General features: G+C 39.0%; 17 protein-coding genes and 1 pseudogene. 4 read left to right on the top strand and 14 right to left on the bottom strand.

Annotated elements, in window-relative coordinates; genetic code table 11:
- The first annotated feature begins 70 nt into the window (after window positions 1-70).
- The 4 genes from MKZ02_RS23780 (at window position 71) to xerS (ending at window position 2,521) form a co-directional block, all read left to right on the top strand.
- On the top strand, window positions 71-307 hold the full coding sequence (locus MKZ02_RS23780; RefSeq protein WP_120038391.1) for a hypothetical protein: 237 nt from the start codon (window positions 71-73) through the stop codon (window positions 305-307).
- Between the two features lie 196 nt (window positions 308-503).
- A complete protein-coding gene (mntA, locus tag MKZ02_RS23775) occupies window positions 504-914 on the top strand; it encodes a type VII toxin-antitoxin system MntA family adenylyltransferase antitoxin (protein ID WP_340856944.1) in 411 nt (136 codons plus the stop codon).
- A complete protein-coding gene (gene hepT / locus MKZ02_RS23770; protein WP_340856890.1) occupies window positions 904-1,308 on the top strand; it encodes a type VII toxin-antitoxin system HepT family RNase toxin in 405 nt (134 codons plus the stop codon). The genes mntA and hepT overlap by 11 nt, the downstream gene beginning before the upstream one ends.
- 97 nt (window positions 1,309-1,405) lie before the next feature.
- Window positions 1,406-2,521: a tyrosine recombinase XerS gene (gene xerS / locus MKZ02_RS23765; protein WP_340856889.1), complete on the top strand. Its 1,116-nt coding sequence runs from the start codon at window positions 1,406-1,408 to the stop codon at window positions 2,519-2,521.
- A gap of 610 nt (window positions 2,522-3,131) precedes the next feature.
- On the opposite strand, the gene MKZ02_RS23760 is transcribed toward xerS, so the two are convergent.
- The 14 genes and pseudogenes from MKZ02_RS23760 to MKZ02_RS23695 form a co-directional block, all read right to left on the bottom strand.
- Window positions 3,132-3,269 carry a hypothetical protein gene (locus MKZ02_RS23760; RefSeq protein ID WP_340856887.1) on the bottom strand — a complete coding sequence of 46 codons (138 nt, stop codon included), beginning with the start codon at window positions 3,267-3,269 and terminating at the stop codon, window positions 3,132-3,134.
- 30 nt (window positions 3,270-3,299) lie between these two features.
- A complete protein-coding gene (locus MKZ02_RS23755; protein ID WP_340856886.1) occupies window positions 3,300-3,557 on the bottom strand; it encodes a YciI family protein in 258 nt (85 codons plus the stop codon).
- Between the two features lie 12 nt (window positions 3,558-3,569).
- Window positions 3,570-4,726, bottom strand: a pseudogene (locus MKZ02_RS23750) (aldehyde dehydrogenase family protein).
- Between the two features lie 115 nt (window positions 4,727-4,841).
- Window positions 4,842-5,135, bottom strand: a complete 294-nt coding sequence (locus MKZ02_RS23745) for a hypothetical protein (RefSeq protein WP_340856884.1) — start codon at window positions 5,133-5,135, stop codon at window positions 4,842-4,844.
- Between the two features lie 48 nt (window positions 5,136-5,183).
- Window positions 5,184-5,624 carry a riboflavin kinase gene (locus MKZ02_RS23740; protein ID WP_340856883.1) on the bottom strand — a complete coding sequence of 147 codons (441 nt, stop codon included), beginning with the start codon at window positions 5,622-5,624 and terminating at the stop codon, window positions 5,184-5,186.
- On the bottom strand, window positions 5,605-6,165 hold the full coding sequence (locus tag MKZ02_RS23735) for an NADPH-dependent FMN reductase (RefSeq protein WP_340856881.1): 561 nt from the start codon (window positions 6,163-6,165) through the stop codon (window positions 5,605-5,607). The genes MKZ02_RS23740 and MKZ02_RS23735 overlap by 20 nt, the downstream gene beginning before the upstream one ends.
- 53 nt (window positions 6,166-6,218) lie before the next feature.
- A complete protein-coding gene (locus MKZ02_RS23730) occupies window positions 6,219-7,718 on the bottom strand; it encodes an aldehyde dehydrogenase (RefSeq protein ID WP_340856879.1) in 1,500 nt (499 codons plus the stop codon).
- A gap of 12 nt (window positions 7,719-7,730) precedes the next feature.
- The gene (locus MKZ02_RS23725; RefSeq protein ID WP_340856878.1) at window positions 7,731-8,537 is read right to left on the bottom strand and encodes an alpha/beta fold hydrolase; all 807 of its coding nucleotides are present in this window, start codon (window positions 8,535-8,537) and stop codon (window positions 7,731-7,733) included.
- Window positions 8,537-9,115, bottom strand: coding sequence for an amino acid synthesis family protein (locus MKZ02_RS23720; protein ID WP_340856877.1), 579 nt, complete (start codon window positions 9,113-9,115; stop codon window positions 8,537-8,539). Before MKZ02_RS23720 ends, MKZ02_RS23725 begins: the two co-directional genes overlap by 1 nt.
- On the bottom strand, window positions 9,099-10,265 hold the full coding sequence (locus MKZ02_RS23715; protein ID WP_340856875.1) for an LLM class flavin-dependent oxidoreductase: 1,167 nt from the start codon (window positions 10,263-10,265) through the stop codon (window positions 9,099-9,101). The genes MKZ02_RS23720 and MKZ02_RS23715 overlap by 17 nt, the downstream gene beginning before the upstream one ends.
- Before the next feature lie 21 nt (window positions 10,266-10,286).
- Window positions 10,287-10,994: a GntR family transcriptional regulator gene (locus MKZ02_RS23710; protein ID WP_340856874.1), complete on the bottom strand. Its 708-nt coding sequence runs from the start codon at window positions 10,992-10,994 to the stop codon at window positions 10,287-10,289.
- Window positions 10,995-11,206: 212 nt separating this feature from the next.
- On the bottom strand, window positions 11,207-12,793 hold the full coding sequence (locus MKZ02_RS23705) for a BCCT family transporter (RefSeq protein ID WP_340856873.1): 1,587 nt from the start codon (window positions 12,791-12,793) through the stop codon (window positions 11,207-11,209).
- A gap of 1,368 nt (window positions 12,794-14,161) precedes the next feature.
- On the bottom strand, window positions 14,162-14,476 hold the full coding sequence (locus tag MKZ02_RS23700; RefSeq protein WP_340856871.1) for a hypothetical protein: 315 nt from the start codon (window positions 14,474-14,476) through the stop codon (window positions 14,162-14,164).
- Between the two features lie 316 nt (window positions 14,477-14,792).
- On the bottom strand, window positions 14,793-15,818 hold the full coding sequence (locus MKZ02_RS23695) for a ketopantoate reductase family protein (protein ID WP_340856869.1): 1,026 nt from the start codon (window positions 15,816-15,818) through the stop codon (window positions 14,793-14,795).
- Window positions 15,819-15,822 lie beyond the last annotated feature (4 nt).

The following is a 15,822-nucleotide window of genomic DNA, read 5'->3' as shown; positions in this document are numbered from 1 at the left end:
CTAAACTTGATCACCAATCACAACGTGAATGATTAGCTGCTATCATTTCAATTTTTAGGAGGTTTGGTTCATGAGAATGTCCAGCAAGTTCTTAATGAAATTAATGTTGGTAAGTGTTTATCTCGTTGGCGGTGCTGCTTTTTTTATTTTTCTATTAAACGACAGAGTATTAACAGCATCAAATCCTTTATATTGGTTGAGCGTCTCTGTATTTATGTATGGATGGGTTTGGTTGGCGCGTACATATTTGAGTAAACGAAAGAAAAAGGAATCGATAGCTGCCACGTCACATAAAGTCGTCTTTTAAACATGGATATTGATGAAAATTCCTAAGATGATGGTGACCCTTAACTCGTTTTGTTGAGCATCATGAACAGTGATAGAATCTCTACAGACTCCATAACTAAGAGCAAACCGACCAGATTCCATTCCAGAGCTTACTTTGGTAATCATATAAAATAGCAGCAAGTATTTGTTAGGACAAAATTGACGGAGGTCTTTTAATATTGGATAAAAATATGGAGAGCATGATCGTAGAAACGCTAAATGAAGACGTATCTCCAGTTTTAATCTATTTATTCGGTTCAACGGCTAAAGGCATTACACATCAGGACAGCGACATTGATGTCGCCTTTCTCAGCAGTGAGGAGAAAATCGACCAATATGAACTCTTTTTGCTTGCTCAAAAGCTGGCAGCAAAGCTTAATCGGGATGTAGACTTGATTGATTTAGACCAAGCGAGCACAGTTTTTAAAGCACAAATAGTTTCCACGGGCAAGGCGATTTATTGCGCAGACGAACAGAAGAAAGCTTATTGGGAGCTACACACCTTGAAAATGTATGCCAAGTTAAACGAAGAACGTTCCCCCATCCTGAAAAATATAGGCGAAAGTGGGTCTGTTTATGAAAAGTGATGTGGTTTTAAACAAAGCCAGTATGATTGAACGCTATATTAAGCGGATACATGAAGAATACAACAATACGCCTAAAAATCTAGAGAACTGCACCAAGCAGGACTCGATTATTTTAAACCTCCAGCGGGCGTGCGAGGCCAGTATTGATCTCGCCATGCACATAGTGGCCGATAAAAAGCTCGGCTTGCCGCAGAGTAGTCGGGATGCTTTCACGCTCTTGGAAGATCACGGGATTATTCCCTCCTCTCTCTCCTCCAAAATGAAAGCGATGGTGGGATTTAGGAATATAGCGATTCATGGTTATCGGGATATCAATCTGGACATCTTGCAAAAAATTCTTGAAAACCATTTAGTTGATTTCATGCAATTTACGAAAACCATTCTCTTATATTAATCAGTTTAGAATAATAAAATTATGTAAACTGTTCGCAAAAATTGTGTTTGGCGTACACTTGATTGTTTTTGAATAATAAACTATGGCGGTGATCATCATGCCTTCTTCATCAAGAGAATATCAGCAAGCCGAAATCCGGATAGAAGAACAATTAAAGCAAATGCCTGATTATGTAAAAGAATATGTCCGGGCCAAAAAACGTGCTGGGCTCTCCTCTACCACTTTGCTGGAGTATCTTTACGATTATAAAAAGTTTTTTGAATGGCTCCGATTAGAAGGCATTGCTAGTGAGCCTGATAATGCCTCTATTCCCTACACGGTTTTGGAAAAACTTCGAAAAAAAGAGGTAGAATTTTTCATTGATTATTTAAGTGAAGAAAAAATAGAGGAACGACAAGGCGTATGGAAGACCCGTTCTGCTGCTCGCGTGACGCGGTATATACAAGCCCTTAAATCTTTGTTTAACTATTTGACAAAAGAAACGGAAGACGATGATGGAGAATGCTATTTTTACCGGAATGTGATGGCAAAAATTACGACGGCAAAAGATAAAGAAACAGCCAATCACAGAGCACGGCGTATCAACAGCGTAATCCTAAATACCGAAGAAATACAGAACTTCCTCTTTTTTATGAAAAATGAATATGAACATACCCTTTCCAAACGGCAAAAGTCCCTTTTTATCAGAGACAAGGAACGGGAGGTGGCGATGATCTCCTTAATGCTGGGCAGCGGTGCCCGAGTCAGCGAGATCGCGAGTCTCACCCTTTCGGATATCGATATACCAAAAAATCAGATAGATGTGATCCGAAAAGGAGGAAAAGCCGACTCAGTGAACGTCCTCCCTTCTTCTATGTCAGACCTGCAAGCGTATCTAAGCATACGAAAACAGCGGTATGGAGCGACGGACAGTGATATATATGTTTTTCTCTCTAAGTATAAGGGAAAAGCGCAGCCTATTACGGTGAGGGCAATACAGAAGAATCTTAAAAAATATACAGAGGCTTTCACCTATGGAAAAGCATTAAGCCCCCACAAGCTACGCCATTCTTTCGCAAGCGAATGGCTTCGCAATGGAGGGAATCTCGTCCTGCTTCGAGATCAGCTTGGGCATAACTCTATTGAGACCACTTCCCTCTATACGAACCTTTCGGATAGAGACAGCCAGCGGTTCATGAACGAGATGGAAAAAAATCGAGGAAATAAGCAATGAGTTTTCTGCCTACAATTTAAATAGTTTTTAATAAAAATGGTTTATAGAGATTGGGAGGTTGTTGTTAATTTGAAGAAAAGTACTATCTTTAACTTTTTATGAAGCGTCTTATCTAGTCGAGTACACTTAGAAACAAACCTGCGTAAAATTTATATTTTTACGCAGGTTTGTTTTCCGCATGTCCATCAGTCTCTCATCACCTTTGTTTTTCTTACATTTTTTCAATGCATATACGCCCTTTTTAGTAGACAGTTTATGCATCTTTTTTCTTATCACACGCGGGCATCATTTAATATTGAGAAAAACCTCTTCTTATATTCTATCAGCGGTAGTCTATTAGCTAAAGGTTACCTTCAATTTGTTCTAATTTATACCAAAAATCCAAGAATGCAATAAATCTTCGATATAAAAAATCTACAGAAGACTCTTTAAGGATGGAAAGAGACTTCTGTAGATGAACGATTATTTATAGTAAATTGAATCGAAGCTGTTTTTATCGAATTTGTCTATACTTCACACTTTTATCAACAAATTCCCTCCAAATTTTTTATTATCATCCCCCTTCACTCGCATTTTCATGCCACTTTTTTTGTACTGTAAATTCTATACTTTATTGTTCTAGTTCCCTACCAATCAATTTTGCTAATACTTCCTGAGCTGCAGCTTTCTCAATCATACTTTCTGTATTAGATTCATGATCGAGGAGTATAGAAACAGAGTTTTTTTCGACCTCTTTTGGATCAATCATTCCCAATGTCCAACTTGCCCAAATTTGTTCTTAAACGACTTGCCACTCTTTAAGCTCAAGACGCCGAGCTTTTTCAATAACATGGGGATCTTTTTCTGCTAATAAATGGGCTTCTTCAAATGTGTCGGCAATATACACTACCAACCCTCCAGATCCATCTGAAAAAGGGCCTCTTGCGTAAATTTTCCCCTGCTTATCTAATTCATCTAAATAATCGATATGAAAGGGTCTTGTTTCTTTGTTTTTTTCAGTATCGATCATATGCAATAATGCTGCATAGTAAGGCATCTTTATATCCTCCTAGTTACGATTCCAGACAACAAGCTTTAGCTCTGTCATTTCTTCTACGGCATATTTCAAGCCTTCCCGACCAGTTCCGCTTTCTTTCACTCCTGCATATGGCATGTTATCCACTCGGAAAGTGGGAATATCATTAATCATAACGCCTCCGACGTGCAGATTACCCGCTGCGTCTAATGCCGTATGAATGTCATTCGTATAAATGACCGTAACGTGAATCATTTACTTTCTCAATGGCTTCTTCAACGGACTTCACTTTATTTATTAAAATAATCGGAGCAAGTACTTCCTGACACGAGGCTCTCAAATCCGCTTTTGCTTCCAAAAGAACAGTGGGATGAAGTATATTTCCTTCTGCTTTTCCGCCTGATTGTTCAGTCTCTTTTATCCACTCCATTTACACATCGGGAGATTATCTTACCAAGCTTAATTTCCTTATCAATGATTGCTGCAGCATTTGATCCAAACTTCAATGTGACTATTTTCAATCCTTCTTTATTCCGAATGCTGATTCCAACTAGCCGGCTTCCTGTAAACGTGATCATGTTCACTCTGTCATCGGTGACAATTTTATCCCCAACAATCCTGCCACTCTCCGTAATGACATTTAACGCTCCGTCTGGCAAACTAGCTTTCTGAAGAAGTTCTGCAATAAAAAATGCAGACAATAGTGTTTATGAAGCAGGTTTCAACACAATCGTGTTACCGCTCGCAATCGCTGGACCTACTTTGTGAGCCGCAAGATTCATGGAGAAGTTAAAGGGAGTAATCGCGCCGATTATAATTATACCAATCGGTTCGCGCTTCGTATAGGTAAGCCTATTTTCACCGCCACTGGCCGCATCTAATGGCAATGTCTCCCCATGTATTCTTTTTGCTTCTTCCGCTGCAAACTTGTAGTTTTCAATTGTTCGGGCTACTTCTCCTTTAGCCGTTGTAATGGGTTTGGCCTCTTCTAAGGTAATGATTTCAGCAGCTTCCCCCGCACGTTCTTCTAGTAGTTTGACGAGGTTTTCTAAGATCTTCGCGCGCTGATGAGCCGGCGTTTTGGCCATAAATTTTCGAGCTTTGTATTCCGCTTCAATTTCTTGATCGATCTCCACCTCTGTAGCCAGTAGAATTTTCGAAATCACTTCTCCTTAGTAAGGAGAACGCAATTAAGTATATTCTTTTGCTTCTATCCATTTTCCATTAATAAGCAGGGATTTTCTTGTTGTGCTACCTATATAAGTCATGTTATTTCAACCCCTCTCTTCTATGACCATAGTAACTTTAGAAGCTGGAAGCAGCTTTTGAAGTGGTGCCGAAAAAATACTCCTGTAAGTTTATTGTTAAGCCGCCATTTCCAAACTTCTGTTTAGACTGTGCTTTGTTTCGCTTTCTCTTTAAGTACTCTAGAAAAAGTAAAATATTTTTACGACGATCCAGTATATTTGTTACCCCTTGGTTGTAGAACCAAGCGTCGATTGTATTGTAAATTCCCTTATTAATTCCGTAATTATCGGAACACAAGCGTATAAATGATAAATCATTCAAATGTATATTCTCTTCCATCTCCGGATTCATGACGCCCCTCCTATCCCAGGAAAAAAATATATTTCCATCCTTTTATTCTTACAATCTTTTTCGAATAAAGTCGATATCTTTTCTTATTTGTTCCATCAGTTGGTCCAAGGAATCAAACTTCATTTCCTGCCTTACAAAAAAGCGCACATTTACTGTCAGTACCTGATCATAGATCATTTCACTAAAATTCAAAATATGCACCTCATAATGGATTTTCAGCTCTTTGCTATCAATTGTTGGCCTTGTTCCAATGTTCATAATCCCGGTGTATTGTTTATTATTATGGAACACTTGAACGCCATAAACACCTTTTTCTAAAAAAGACGGCTCCGTGCCAATATATAAATTAGCTGTCGGAAAACCAATGGTACGGCCAATTTGGTTTCCACGTACTACTTTACCTGTGATAGTGCTGACCAGCTTGTCAACCTCGCCGTTTTTTTCCTTATTCTTAGCGGAGGATACGTTTTTAGTTGTACTGATACTCATGTTCATTCCCCTTTAATGCCTTTTGCATTAAAACAACTTCCTTGCTCAAATTAGCTATTCTTCCTAAAACCGCTTCATCGCTCAGTTCACCTTGAGGGCCAAAATGGTCGTGTTGTACATAAACGGAACTTGGTGCGACGAACGCTCGGAAATAACCAGCGATTGGCTTTAGTTGGTTTTCAATGACTAAATAGTGTTGATATGTGCCTCCTGTAGCGGCAAATCCGATTACCTTATTACGAAAAACTTGAGGAGGAACTAGATCAAACAAATTTTTTAATGCTCCGGTTAATGACCCTTGAAAAATGGGTGTACCGATTATATAAAAATCAGCAGAGGACACTAAATCAAGCACTTTCTTCGTATCTCCTGTATAAGTAGAGGGATCACGGCCATCGCAGAACTGAATATCGTACTCTTTTAAATCAAGCAGTTCTACCTCGATCTCCGGATAACTGCTTCTTACTTCTTCTAATAACTTCTGGATTACTTTCTTTGTTTTTGAGCCTGTAATTGTTCCTGAAATCCCCAATAACTTCATTATATTTCCTCCCTTTAGTAAGAACCTGATGTCTTTTCGGTCGCCTATTTTCTTTATCGCATGATAAATGGATCCGGAATTGGTTCAGATGAGGTATTGACCCAAACTACTTTACTTTGTGTATACTCGTGAATGGCTTCATATCCGCTTTCTCTGCCATAACCGCTAAGCCCTGATCCACCAATCGGCGCAATTGGAGAGATGCTCCGGTATGTGTTCACCCAAACGATTCCTGCACGGATAGCCTTCGCTACACGGTGAGCCTTCGCTACGTCCCTCACCCATATACCAGCTGCCAAACCATAGTCTGTACTGTTGGCCAGTTGAATAACCTCTTCCTCACTTTTGAAGGGAATGACGCTTAATACTGGTCCAAAAACTTCTTCTTTTGTGATACGAGATGTATTATCTGTGTGTTCGAAAATAGTTGGTTCAAAATACCATCCCTTTGTTAAATGTTCCGGTTTTTTGCCTCCATAAGCTATTTTCCCTCCGTCTTCTAGTCCGACAGCTACATAACGTTCTACACGCTCTAATTGCGCTTGTGTGGCAAGAGGCCCCATTTCTGTTTCAGCTTGAAGCGGGTCACCGACCTTGATTTTAGACACACGATCAATGAGCTTTTCTATCACTTTGTTATAAATATCCACATGCAAGAATGCCCGTGAACCAGCGACGCAGCTTTGACCAGATGCTCCGAATATTCCAGCGATAATCCCCATAGCTGCGTTATCCGGATCTGCATCATCAAACACAATATTCGGAGATTTCCCTCCCAGTTCAAGGGTTACCTTTGCAAAGTTTTCTGCTGAATTGCGGACTACATGGCGAGCTGATTCGGCACCGCCAGTAAAAGCTATGCGCCTAACGAGAGGATGAGATGTTAATGAATCCCCTACCGGCATACCAAAACCGGTCACTACATTAACAACTCCTGGCGGAAAACCGGCTTCTTCTACAAGTTTCACAAGTTCTAATAGGGAGGCTGATGTCATTTCAGAAGGTTTAATCACAATCGTATTCCCTGCTACGAGGGCAGGTGCTAATTTAAGGGTTGTTAAATAAAGAGGTGAATTCCAAGGTGTAATAGCAGCAACAACTCCGAGTGGCTCTCTTGAGGTGAATACAAACATATCTTTTTTATCAATCGGCAATGTTTCTCCATGAATTTTATCTGCTAGTCCGGCGTAATAATAGAAGAATTCAGGAAGATACTTCAATTGGCCGCGCATTTCACGGATTAGCTTTCCATTATCCAGCGTTTCAAATTGCGCTAGCTCCTCTACTCGTTCAGCAATAAGTTCACCAAGCTTTCGAACAAGACGTCCCCGTTCTGTATACGTCATATTTGACCATTCCGAATTTAAAAATGCCTGGTGAGCGGCTTTGACAGCAAGGTCTACATCTTCTTCCGTACCCTTTGCTACATAGCACCACGGCTCACCTGTAGCTGGATTATAACTAGGAAAATATTCTCCGCTCGTTGATTCTACCCATTCACCATTTATATACATGTTGTATTTTTTTAGCTTTGTTTTAACTGATTCTGTCATCCTGTCCCCTCCTCACTTTGCTGGAATTGCTTGTTTTTCAATAAAAAATCTAATCGCTTTATTTACAATATCCGCTCCTTCCATTGGCAGCATATGTTTCATCCCAGGCACAATGAAAACCTCTGAATGTGCAATTTCCTTGTGCATTTGTTTTGCCATTTCCGGGTTTGAACCAATGTCATCTTCTCCTGTAAGAATAAATGTCGGCTGGCTAATTTGCTTAAGTTCAGGCCACAACTCTTCATCTGCTGTAGCAAATAGTGTATAGGCTGCTAAGTAGGAAGCCGGATTATTAGTTTCAAGTCTCTTTCGAATTTGATCAACTATCGTTCTTTCTTTCTCTATAAATTCTTCGTTGAACCAACGCTGAATAGCCGGCTCAATCGTCGATGCCGGACCTGTTTTTTTTACTTCTTCTACCCTAGAAAGGATGGCCTTTCGCTGTTCTTCCGTTCGATTGGCCACGGCACTCATGATTGTTAGCGTTTTCAATCTTTCTTTATATTTCTTTGCAAAAGCCTGAGCAACCATTCCACCCATGGAAAAGCCGACAACATGGCTCTTTTCGATCTTCAAATAATTCATCAGTCCGGCTAATTGCTCTACAAATTGGGAGAGCGTATAGGGAGCAGGAGGATGCTCAGATCCTCCGTGCCCCACCATATCATACACAATCACACGAAAGTGTCCTGCCAAACCTTCCACTTGTTTTTCCCACATTGTATGATCCAAGCCGACTCCATGAATGAGAATAAGTGGTTCTCCAATTCCTTTTTCTTCGTAACGGATCATTCCTTGATCACACACTGCGGTCGCCATTAAACAAGCCCCATTTCAACCATATCCTGGTGGCGGTTTCCTGTCCTAGGGAACGGACGGCCTCCTGTAGAAGCACCAATCGCAACCACAATTTCATCTGCCCGCGGAGCATCCGGAATAGAAGCTTCAAATGTGATATAGTGAGAACGCTGCGATTCATCATTTTTATGAACCATTGGAATGATGACTGCTGCCCCTGCACCGCCACGCTTATTCGTAAAAGGTAATATACTTTTTCCCTGTACAGCATCGCGGAATTTGTTTCCGAACTTTAACGTATGGATGAAAGCGGAAGCATGCTCTACTTCTCCATCTACACCAACCACAGCTGCTTTTCCAAAGGCTTCAACATCGTCTGCAGAACCAATATGTTTAAATAATTCAGCTACTAGGACTTCACCAATTTCTGGAGCATATTCGTTAATTTCTGTCATTAAATCATCTACAAACCCTTTGTCAGCCCAAGGATTTTTCATTACTAGCATGGCTGTGATCATTTTAATTGGCGTTTCTAGCTTTTTGCCGCCTTCCATATGGGTCTCTTCAATAGCTGTATATACTTTACGAATTTCTAACATGAACTTTTACCTCCTGATTTTCATTTGCAAATTTAGGCATGACTTCTTCTGTAAACAACTTCAAACTCTTCATCATCTTGTCATGAGACAATCCGTTGTGGTTCACCCAAAGCAATAATTCTTGTAGATTTAATTCATCCTTCAATTCTTGAATTTTTTCAGCTACATATTCTGGAGTACCGAATAACAAGTTTCTCGGATGTAAGAAATCATAATTTAATTCCTGGCCTTCTTTTACTTGTTCACCTGGATCCATCAGATTTCCAAGCCCTCTCCAATGACAAATCCAGCGGTAATTATTTAATACAGCTTCTGCTGCGTCTTGGCGGGCTTGTTCCATTGTTTCGGCTACATATACATCACGAACCAAGGCAATGCCTTCACCGAGCGGAACTTCATACCCGCGTGTTTTTGAAGCGGTTTCACGATATAGCTCAAAGCGTTCTTTTAATTCTTTAACTGTTGGCATCCAGAATATGCCTTTCACATTGTTCTCCGCAGCCCATTTAATGGAGCGTGGTGAATCAATCACTTGCCATAGAGGAGGCATAGGCTTCTGGTACGGTCTTGGCATTAAAGAAATTTTATTAATTTCGCCCTTTTCCATATCCATAAACTCAGAAGAGGCTGGGCTCATTGGATGACTCCACTTTAATCCTTTTGGAGGAAACTGATAAATTTCTCCTTCATGGGAGAAGAAACGATTTCCCCATGCTTTCTTTAATATTTCTAAAGTTTCTTCGAATACCGCGCGGTTTTGCTCTTGATTCGTCGGGTCTGCTAAAGTGTTTAAGTTAGCTGCTTCTCTACCATATAGTCCGCGTGCCAAGCCTACTTCTACACGCCCCTTGCTAAGCTGATCAAGCATCGCAATGTCTTCTGCCAAACGAAGAGGGTGCCAGAAAGTAATGACATTAGCTGCCTGCCCAATACGAATTCTCTTTGTATGAGCAGCAATATCTGCTCCCATTAAAATAGGGTTTGAAATTAGTTCATTTCCTTCATGTCCAAAATGATGTTCTGTGTACCAAATAGAATCATAGCCGTTCTCATCGCAGTAAATAGCCTGTTCGCGGGCTTCATCAAGGACTTTGTCGTATTCTTCATGCCGTCCTGGTCCAGCTAAGTTTGCAAAAATTCCGAATTTCATGAATTTATTCACCTCTGAAATTTATTTCTCTTCATACAGCTTTTTGGCTATTGCTTCTTTTAAGCGGATTCCACTTGATTTCACGTGTTCACGCATAGTTTTTTCCGCCTCATCACGGTTTCCTTTTTCAATTGCTGATAAAATAGCTTGGTGCTCTGCCAATGATTTTTTACGGCGATTAGGGAGCCCAATACTCAAATAAACATAGCGGGTATAAGGGATTTGATTGAGTAGCATATTCAACATAAAGTTTAACTTTGAATTATCTGCGCCATCTAAAATCGCTTCATGGAACGTATCATTTGCCTTAACATAGAGGTCATTATCCGATGTCTGGATAGCTTTCTCCATGTCGGCTACAGCTTTGCGAATGATGCTGATCTCTTTCTCACTTCCTCTTTCGGCTAATAAACCAGCAGCGAGCCCTTCCATCACTTCTTTTAATGTAAATAACTCATCCAATTCTTTTTCAGTTGGTTTTGTTACACATGTTCCTACCCGAGGAATAATCTCAACCAACCCTTCTCTTTCTAACTGTTTTAGAGCTTCTCTGATCGGTGTTCGGCTAACCTTATAGTGTTCTGACAAAGCAGCCTCTGATAGTTTTCTTCCGGGCTCATATTCTCCCTTTAAGATTGCTTCACGAATGGCATTCGTTGCCTGTGAAGTGATACTGGTGGTTAAAATAGTAGTAATAGTAAATCCCTCCTTATTTTTACCATGTACCATGGTAACCTAGATGAAAATTAATGGAAAGAAATCGCAAGGATCCTTTCTTTGAAAAATGCTCTCCCCTTAAGAATAGCAGGATTATCAATGTTCTCTTTTTATTTTTACCATGTACCATACAAGATGTTACGTTCAGTATAAAGTATCTAACAAAATGCGTCAATTACTTATTTTAAATTTTCTAAAAAGTTAATCAAAAATATTTTATTAGCTTATAAACTGTTAATATTCTGTATCTCATTAGTTTCTTTCGCAATATTTCTTTCTTCTTCGATTATTCCTTGCTCTACGCCCATTATTTTAGCAATTCGTGGAGCATGCCACAGTATAGGGAGCATTAAAATTGAAACTGGGACAGCTGCTATAACAACGAATGATTGTAAGGCGCCTACGCCTCCTTCTCCTATTTTGATTAAAATAATCGCGATAACCGCCATAATGACTGCCCAAAACACACGCATAGCCTTCGGAGGATCTCCCACACCCGTTACGCTCATTGCAATAGAATAGGACATAGAATCAACCGTTGTAACAACAAAGAGCACGGTTAATACAAGAAAGACAGTCGGCATTATCGACCCTAGCGGCATTTGTTCAGCAATTGCGATAATAGCTGCTGGCAAGCCTCCTTCTATTAGAGGACCGCTTACTGAGCCAGCATGATTTAATTCGTAAAAAATTCCCGTCCCTCCTAAAACAGTAAACCAAAAGTTTGTTACTAAAGCCGATATAACAGAAACCATCAAAAAAACTTCTCTAATTTTGCGCCCTCTTGAAATTCTGGCAACAAGTAACGCAACTAATGGACCAAAGCCAATGAACCATCCAAAGAAAAAGAGCATCCAAGCCCCCATCCATTCTGGGTTTCCACGATAAGTACTGACAGGAATAAACTCATTCAGATAGGTTCCAGCAGACGAAATGAATGAATTAATGATAAACTCACCGGGGCCAAATAACAGTAAAAATATAGCGATTGCCACGGCCATGTTCACATTTAACCTACTCAGCCATTGTATTCCTTTATCAATACCGGTCAATGTTGAAAATAAAACAACGCCTGTAAGAGCAACGATAATGATAACCTGCGTACTGTATGTGTCTGCCCATCCAAAGACAGCATTTACACCATAACTTACTTGTAGCCCAAGGAACCCAATGGGTCCTATGGTTCCCGCAACCGCTCCGATAATACAAAATACATCAGCAAATGTTCCCCAAAGACTATCTTTAATTTTTTCACCGAAGATCGGATATAACAATGTTCTCGGCTTAAGAGGCATTCCTTTATTATAATGAGCGTACATGATAACAATCGTACTGATTGCTCCATAGATAGCCCAAGCTGTAAATCCCCATGACATATAGCTTTGTGCTAGCGCAGGTCCTATTGCCTCTGCGGTTCCAGCTTTAATGCCTGAATACATAGGCGGAACATCTATAAAGTAATACATTGGTTCCGCGGCTGCCCAAAATACACCACCGGCTCCCAGACCAGAAGTAATAATGATGGCAGCCCATTTAAAAAAACTCATTTCTGGTTTATCTAGATTGCCAATCTTTACTTTGCCGTATTTTGAAAGAGATAATGTTGCGCCCACAAAAAAGGTAGCTAACAAAAGCAGTTGCCAGTAGGCTCCAAAGTATTTAATCGAAAGATCAAACCCCATATTTACATACTTTGTAACCATGTCCACTTTAATGACTGATAGAAAGACAAAGAGCACCAAAACACCGCCGCTCAGGCTGAAAACAGGCCAATCTACTTTTTCTTTAAAAGAGTTCCAATAATTGCTCATATATTTGCCTCCCAGCAATTTTTATAAATTCTCTTTAAACATTCCATTCACTTCACTTTTACAAGCTTAAGATCTACAGGAAGCGCTTTCATTAAACACATTATTATTTATTACCAGCAATGATTAATAAACGTTTTTCTACTCCCCCTTATAATAAAAATCCCCTAAACTCATAACAACTTACAATCAATGCAACAACAAATTACCAAGTAATAAATCAATACGTTGCATGTACCATGGTAGTTATGTAATAAACTATCTCATTCTCAAAAAATTGTCAATAAATTTAGTAAATTAAAAATAATAAAGTTCTTTACACTCTGACGAACGGTGTTTCTTCTCAAAGCTCATTGATTCATTCCTTATATATCTGAATGTTTCGCTATTAGAATGACATCTTTTTCACTTGAATTTGAAAGCTTTTCTATAGCCATATCCTGGACCTCTTGTGAATTATCCCAGTTTAGCTCTTGTATCAATTCCTTAATACTTTTCATAAGATGCATTCTAAAAAGAGAATTTTAATAGCTATTACAGAATTTATAACAAAAATTTAGTTTACATATTTCATACACTTATAGTTCACATAACACTACAACAAAGAAGCTTCTACACGAAGAAACCCCTTAGCCGACAAGAGATTCTCTTCTCACTCTTCCCTATACCGGATTTATACATCATTGATTTCACCGAGTTTCTGGCCATCTAATCGGTCTAGTTGTTGTATGAACAAGTAGGTTTTTATACATTTCACTTTTATTAAACGAACTTTATAATATAATACCCTGTTCTTTTGACTAGATGTTGGATTTGGCGTAAGTACATATACTGCATCCGAACCAGGATCTCTCTCGTGTATACAAATCCACGACTGATAAGGTTTTTCAAATTTTCAAGTTGTTTTAGTAAGTTATTGTACAATGCTACATGAGCTTTAATGTGCCCTCCTCTTATCTTTAAACTATTTCCCCGACCTAGTAAAATCCAGGTATATATGCCAAAAAACAAACGATGATTCACTATCAATATTTAAATCACAAGTATTAATTTTCCCCACAAATTGTGGAAGTATCTTTTCTTCCCTCGAAATTTTCTCAAGTTACTCCTCTCCTCCTACCAAAGTTAGCTAAAGAACCATTAAATGCTGAATTTTGTCTGATACACACCATTACTTACAAACTGGAAAGACTTAAATTTGTTTTTTTAAGCATTCAGGATCAAGAATGATGAATAGTAGACACAAGCTGTGTAAGAGAAACGAACAGAAAAAAGATAAACCCAACTAGGAGTTATCTGTAGTTAATGTCTTCATACAAAAATTTTTTCAGCCAATCCATTTAAGTGTTGACATTATGTTATTTAGCTTACTTATTCTCCATTTGCAGTCGGTACAGGAAGAGGGATATTTGAAGGAGAGGGGTTTTTACAATGATCTGGGTTTAAGTTACTAAAGCAACCATCTTTAGATTTAATCACTGGTCGAACATCAGTAATCGTAGTTTGTAAAATAATTTCGACTCTTGAAATGTCACGAACACCTGCGGCTAAACCTATTGTTATTGCATTTGGTTTTATATTGTTTCTATTTGAATTATACACAATCTGTATTATTAAAATGTTGATTTTTTTATTTAAATTTCTCCCCTTTGTTTTTCGGGCTGTTTCAATTTTAATAAGATGCATCACTTCTATTCCTAAAATAATAGATTCAACTGTACAAAAAGATCTCAACCCTAACATCGAATAAGGATGGATAATTATTTCAATAACAGAAAAAACTTCTGCCCCCCTTCATTTTTAGCCCCTCTTCCATATAACCTCTATACCCTCACGCTTAGTAATCTTTAGAAAAAGTTTGATGATTTTTGTGATCGTTAGGCCATTAAAGCGCCCAGTTTGTTAATAGTCTTCACTTATCAACAGCAATTAGCTAAGTTAGAATAAGGAAAAGGGGTGTTGCCCTATGATGGTCAACACCCCTCTTAATAAAAAACATTTCCTATTTATTTAGTTCTTCAAAAAACTTAATGTTTGTTTCAAAATTCGGAACGGATTGGGTTTCTTCCGCTTGTTTTACTAATTTTACAACCATATCATTATAAGGTGTTAAAATTCCTTTGTCTGCTGCCAGCCGCGGAACGACCCCATTTATATAATCAATTTCAGTCTTACGTTTCTTTTCCAGATCCTGCAGCATGCTTGCTTTTAACAGTCTGGAAGATTCCATGAATTTTCGAAGTGTTTGAACACGCTCAGGAATATCTTTTTCGCTTTTTATTTCTAATGATGCAATATCAAAGGTATTCATTTTAGCAAATTTCACACCGTTTACATGTCCTACTTTGATCGTTTCATCAGCAATATGCGCAGCACTTACAATACTGACTTCATGATCAAGTACCCCTCCAAACTCCTTGTTTAGTGCAGCTGATAAACCGCTAAATGCATTGTTAATCAATAATTTTGACCATTTTGTCCCAACCAGGTTATCGGAAATATGGGTACCCCCCACAAGATCCAAAATGGATTTAATCTGCTGAATTCTTTCCGTTGTTTCACCGTTTAGTTCTCCAATTTGGAAAGCATACTCTTTAAAATGAGTAAATTCTGTTGTAAGTTTTGATACCCCCGGCTCCATAAACGTCGCACCGAATTCAACAGACCCAGCAATTACTCGTTCTCGGCCAACAATGGAAGCCACCTTTTCTTCAGGTATGCCGTTTTGTAAGGAGAGGACTACACTTTGTTCACCTAAAAATGGCAGCAAGTTTTTTAGTACAGAATCGTTAAATAATTGCTTTGTTAAAAGCAAGACTAAATCATAGGTTCCTGACATGTCATCAGGGGTAATAGCTTTCACCTTTGCATGAAAATCTGTTGTGCCGATTATTTTTGCCCCTGTCTGATTTAAGGCGTCAACATGTGCTTGATAGACATCAATCAACTCTACATCTTGTCCGCCGGCAGCAATATATGCACCAGCGATGGTTCCTAAAGAACCTGCTCCTAATACGGCAATTCTCATTCGA

The sequence above is a fragment of the Pseudobacillus sp. FSL P4-0506 genome (assembly GCF_038003025.1).
Classification (GTDB): domain Bacteria; phylum Bacillota; class Bacilli; order Bacillales; family Domibacillaceae; genus Pseudobacillus.
Note: the sequence above shows the minus strand (reverse complement) of the source record. Positions and strands in the feature narration are given on the sequence as shown.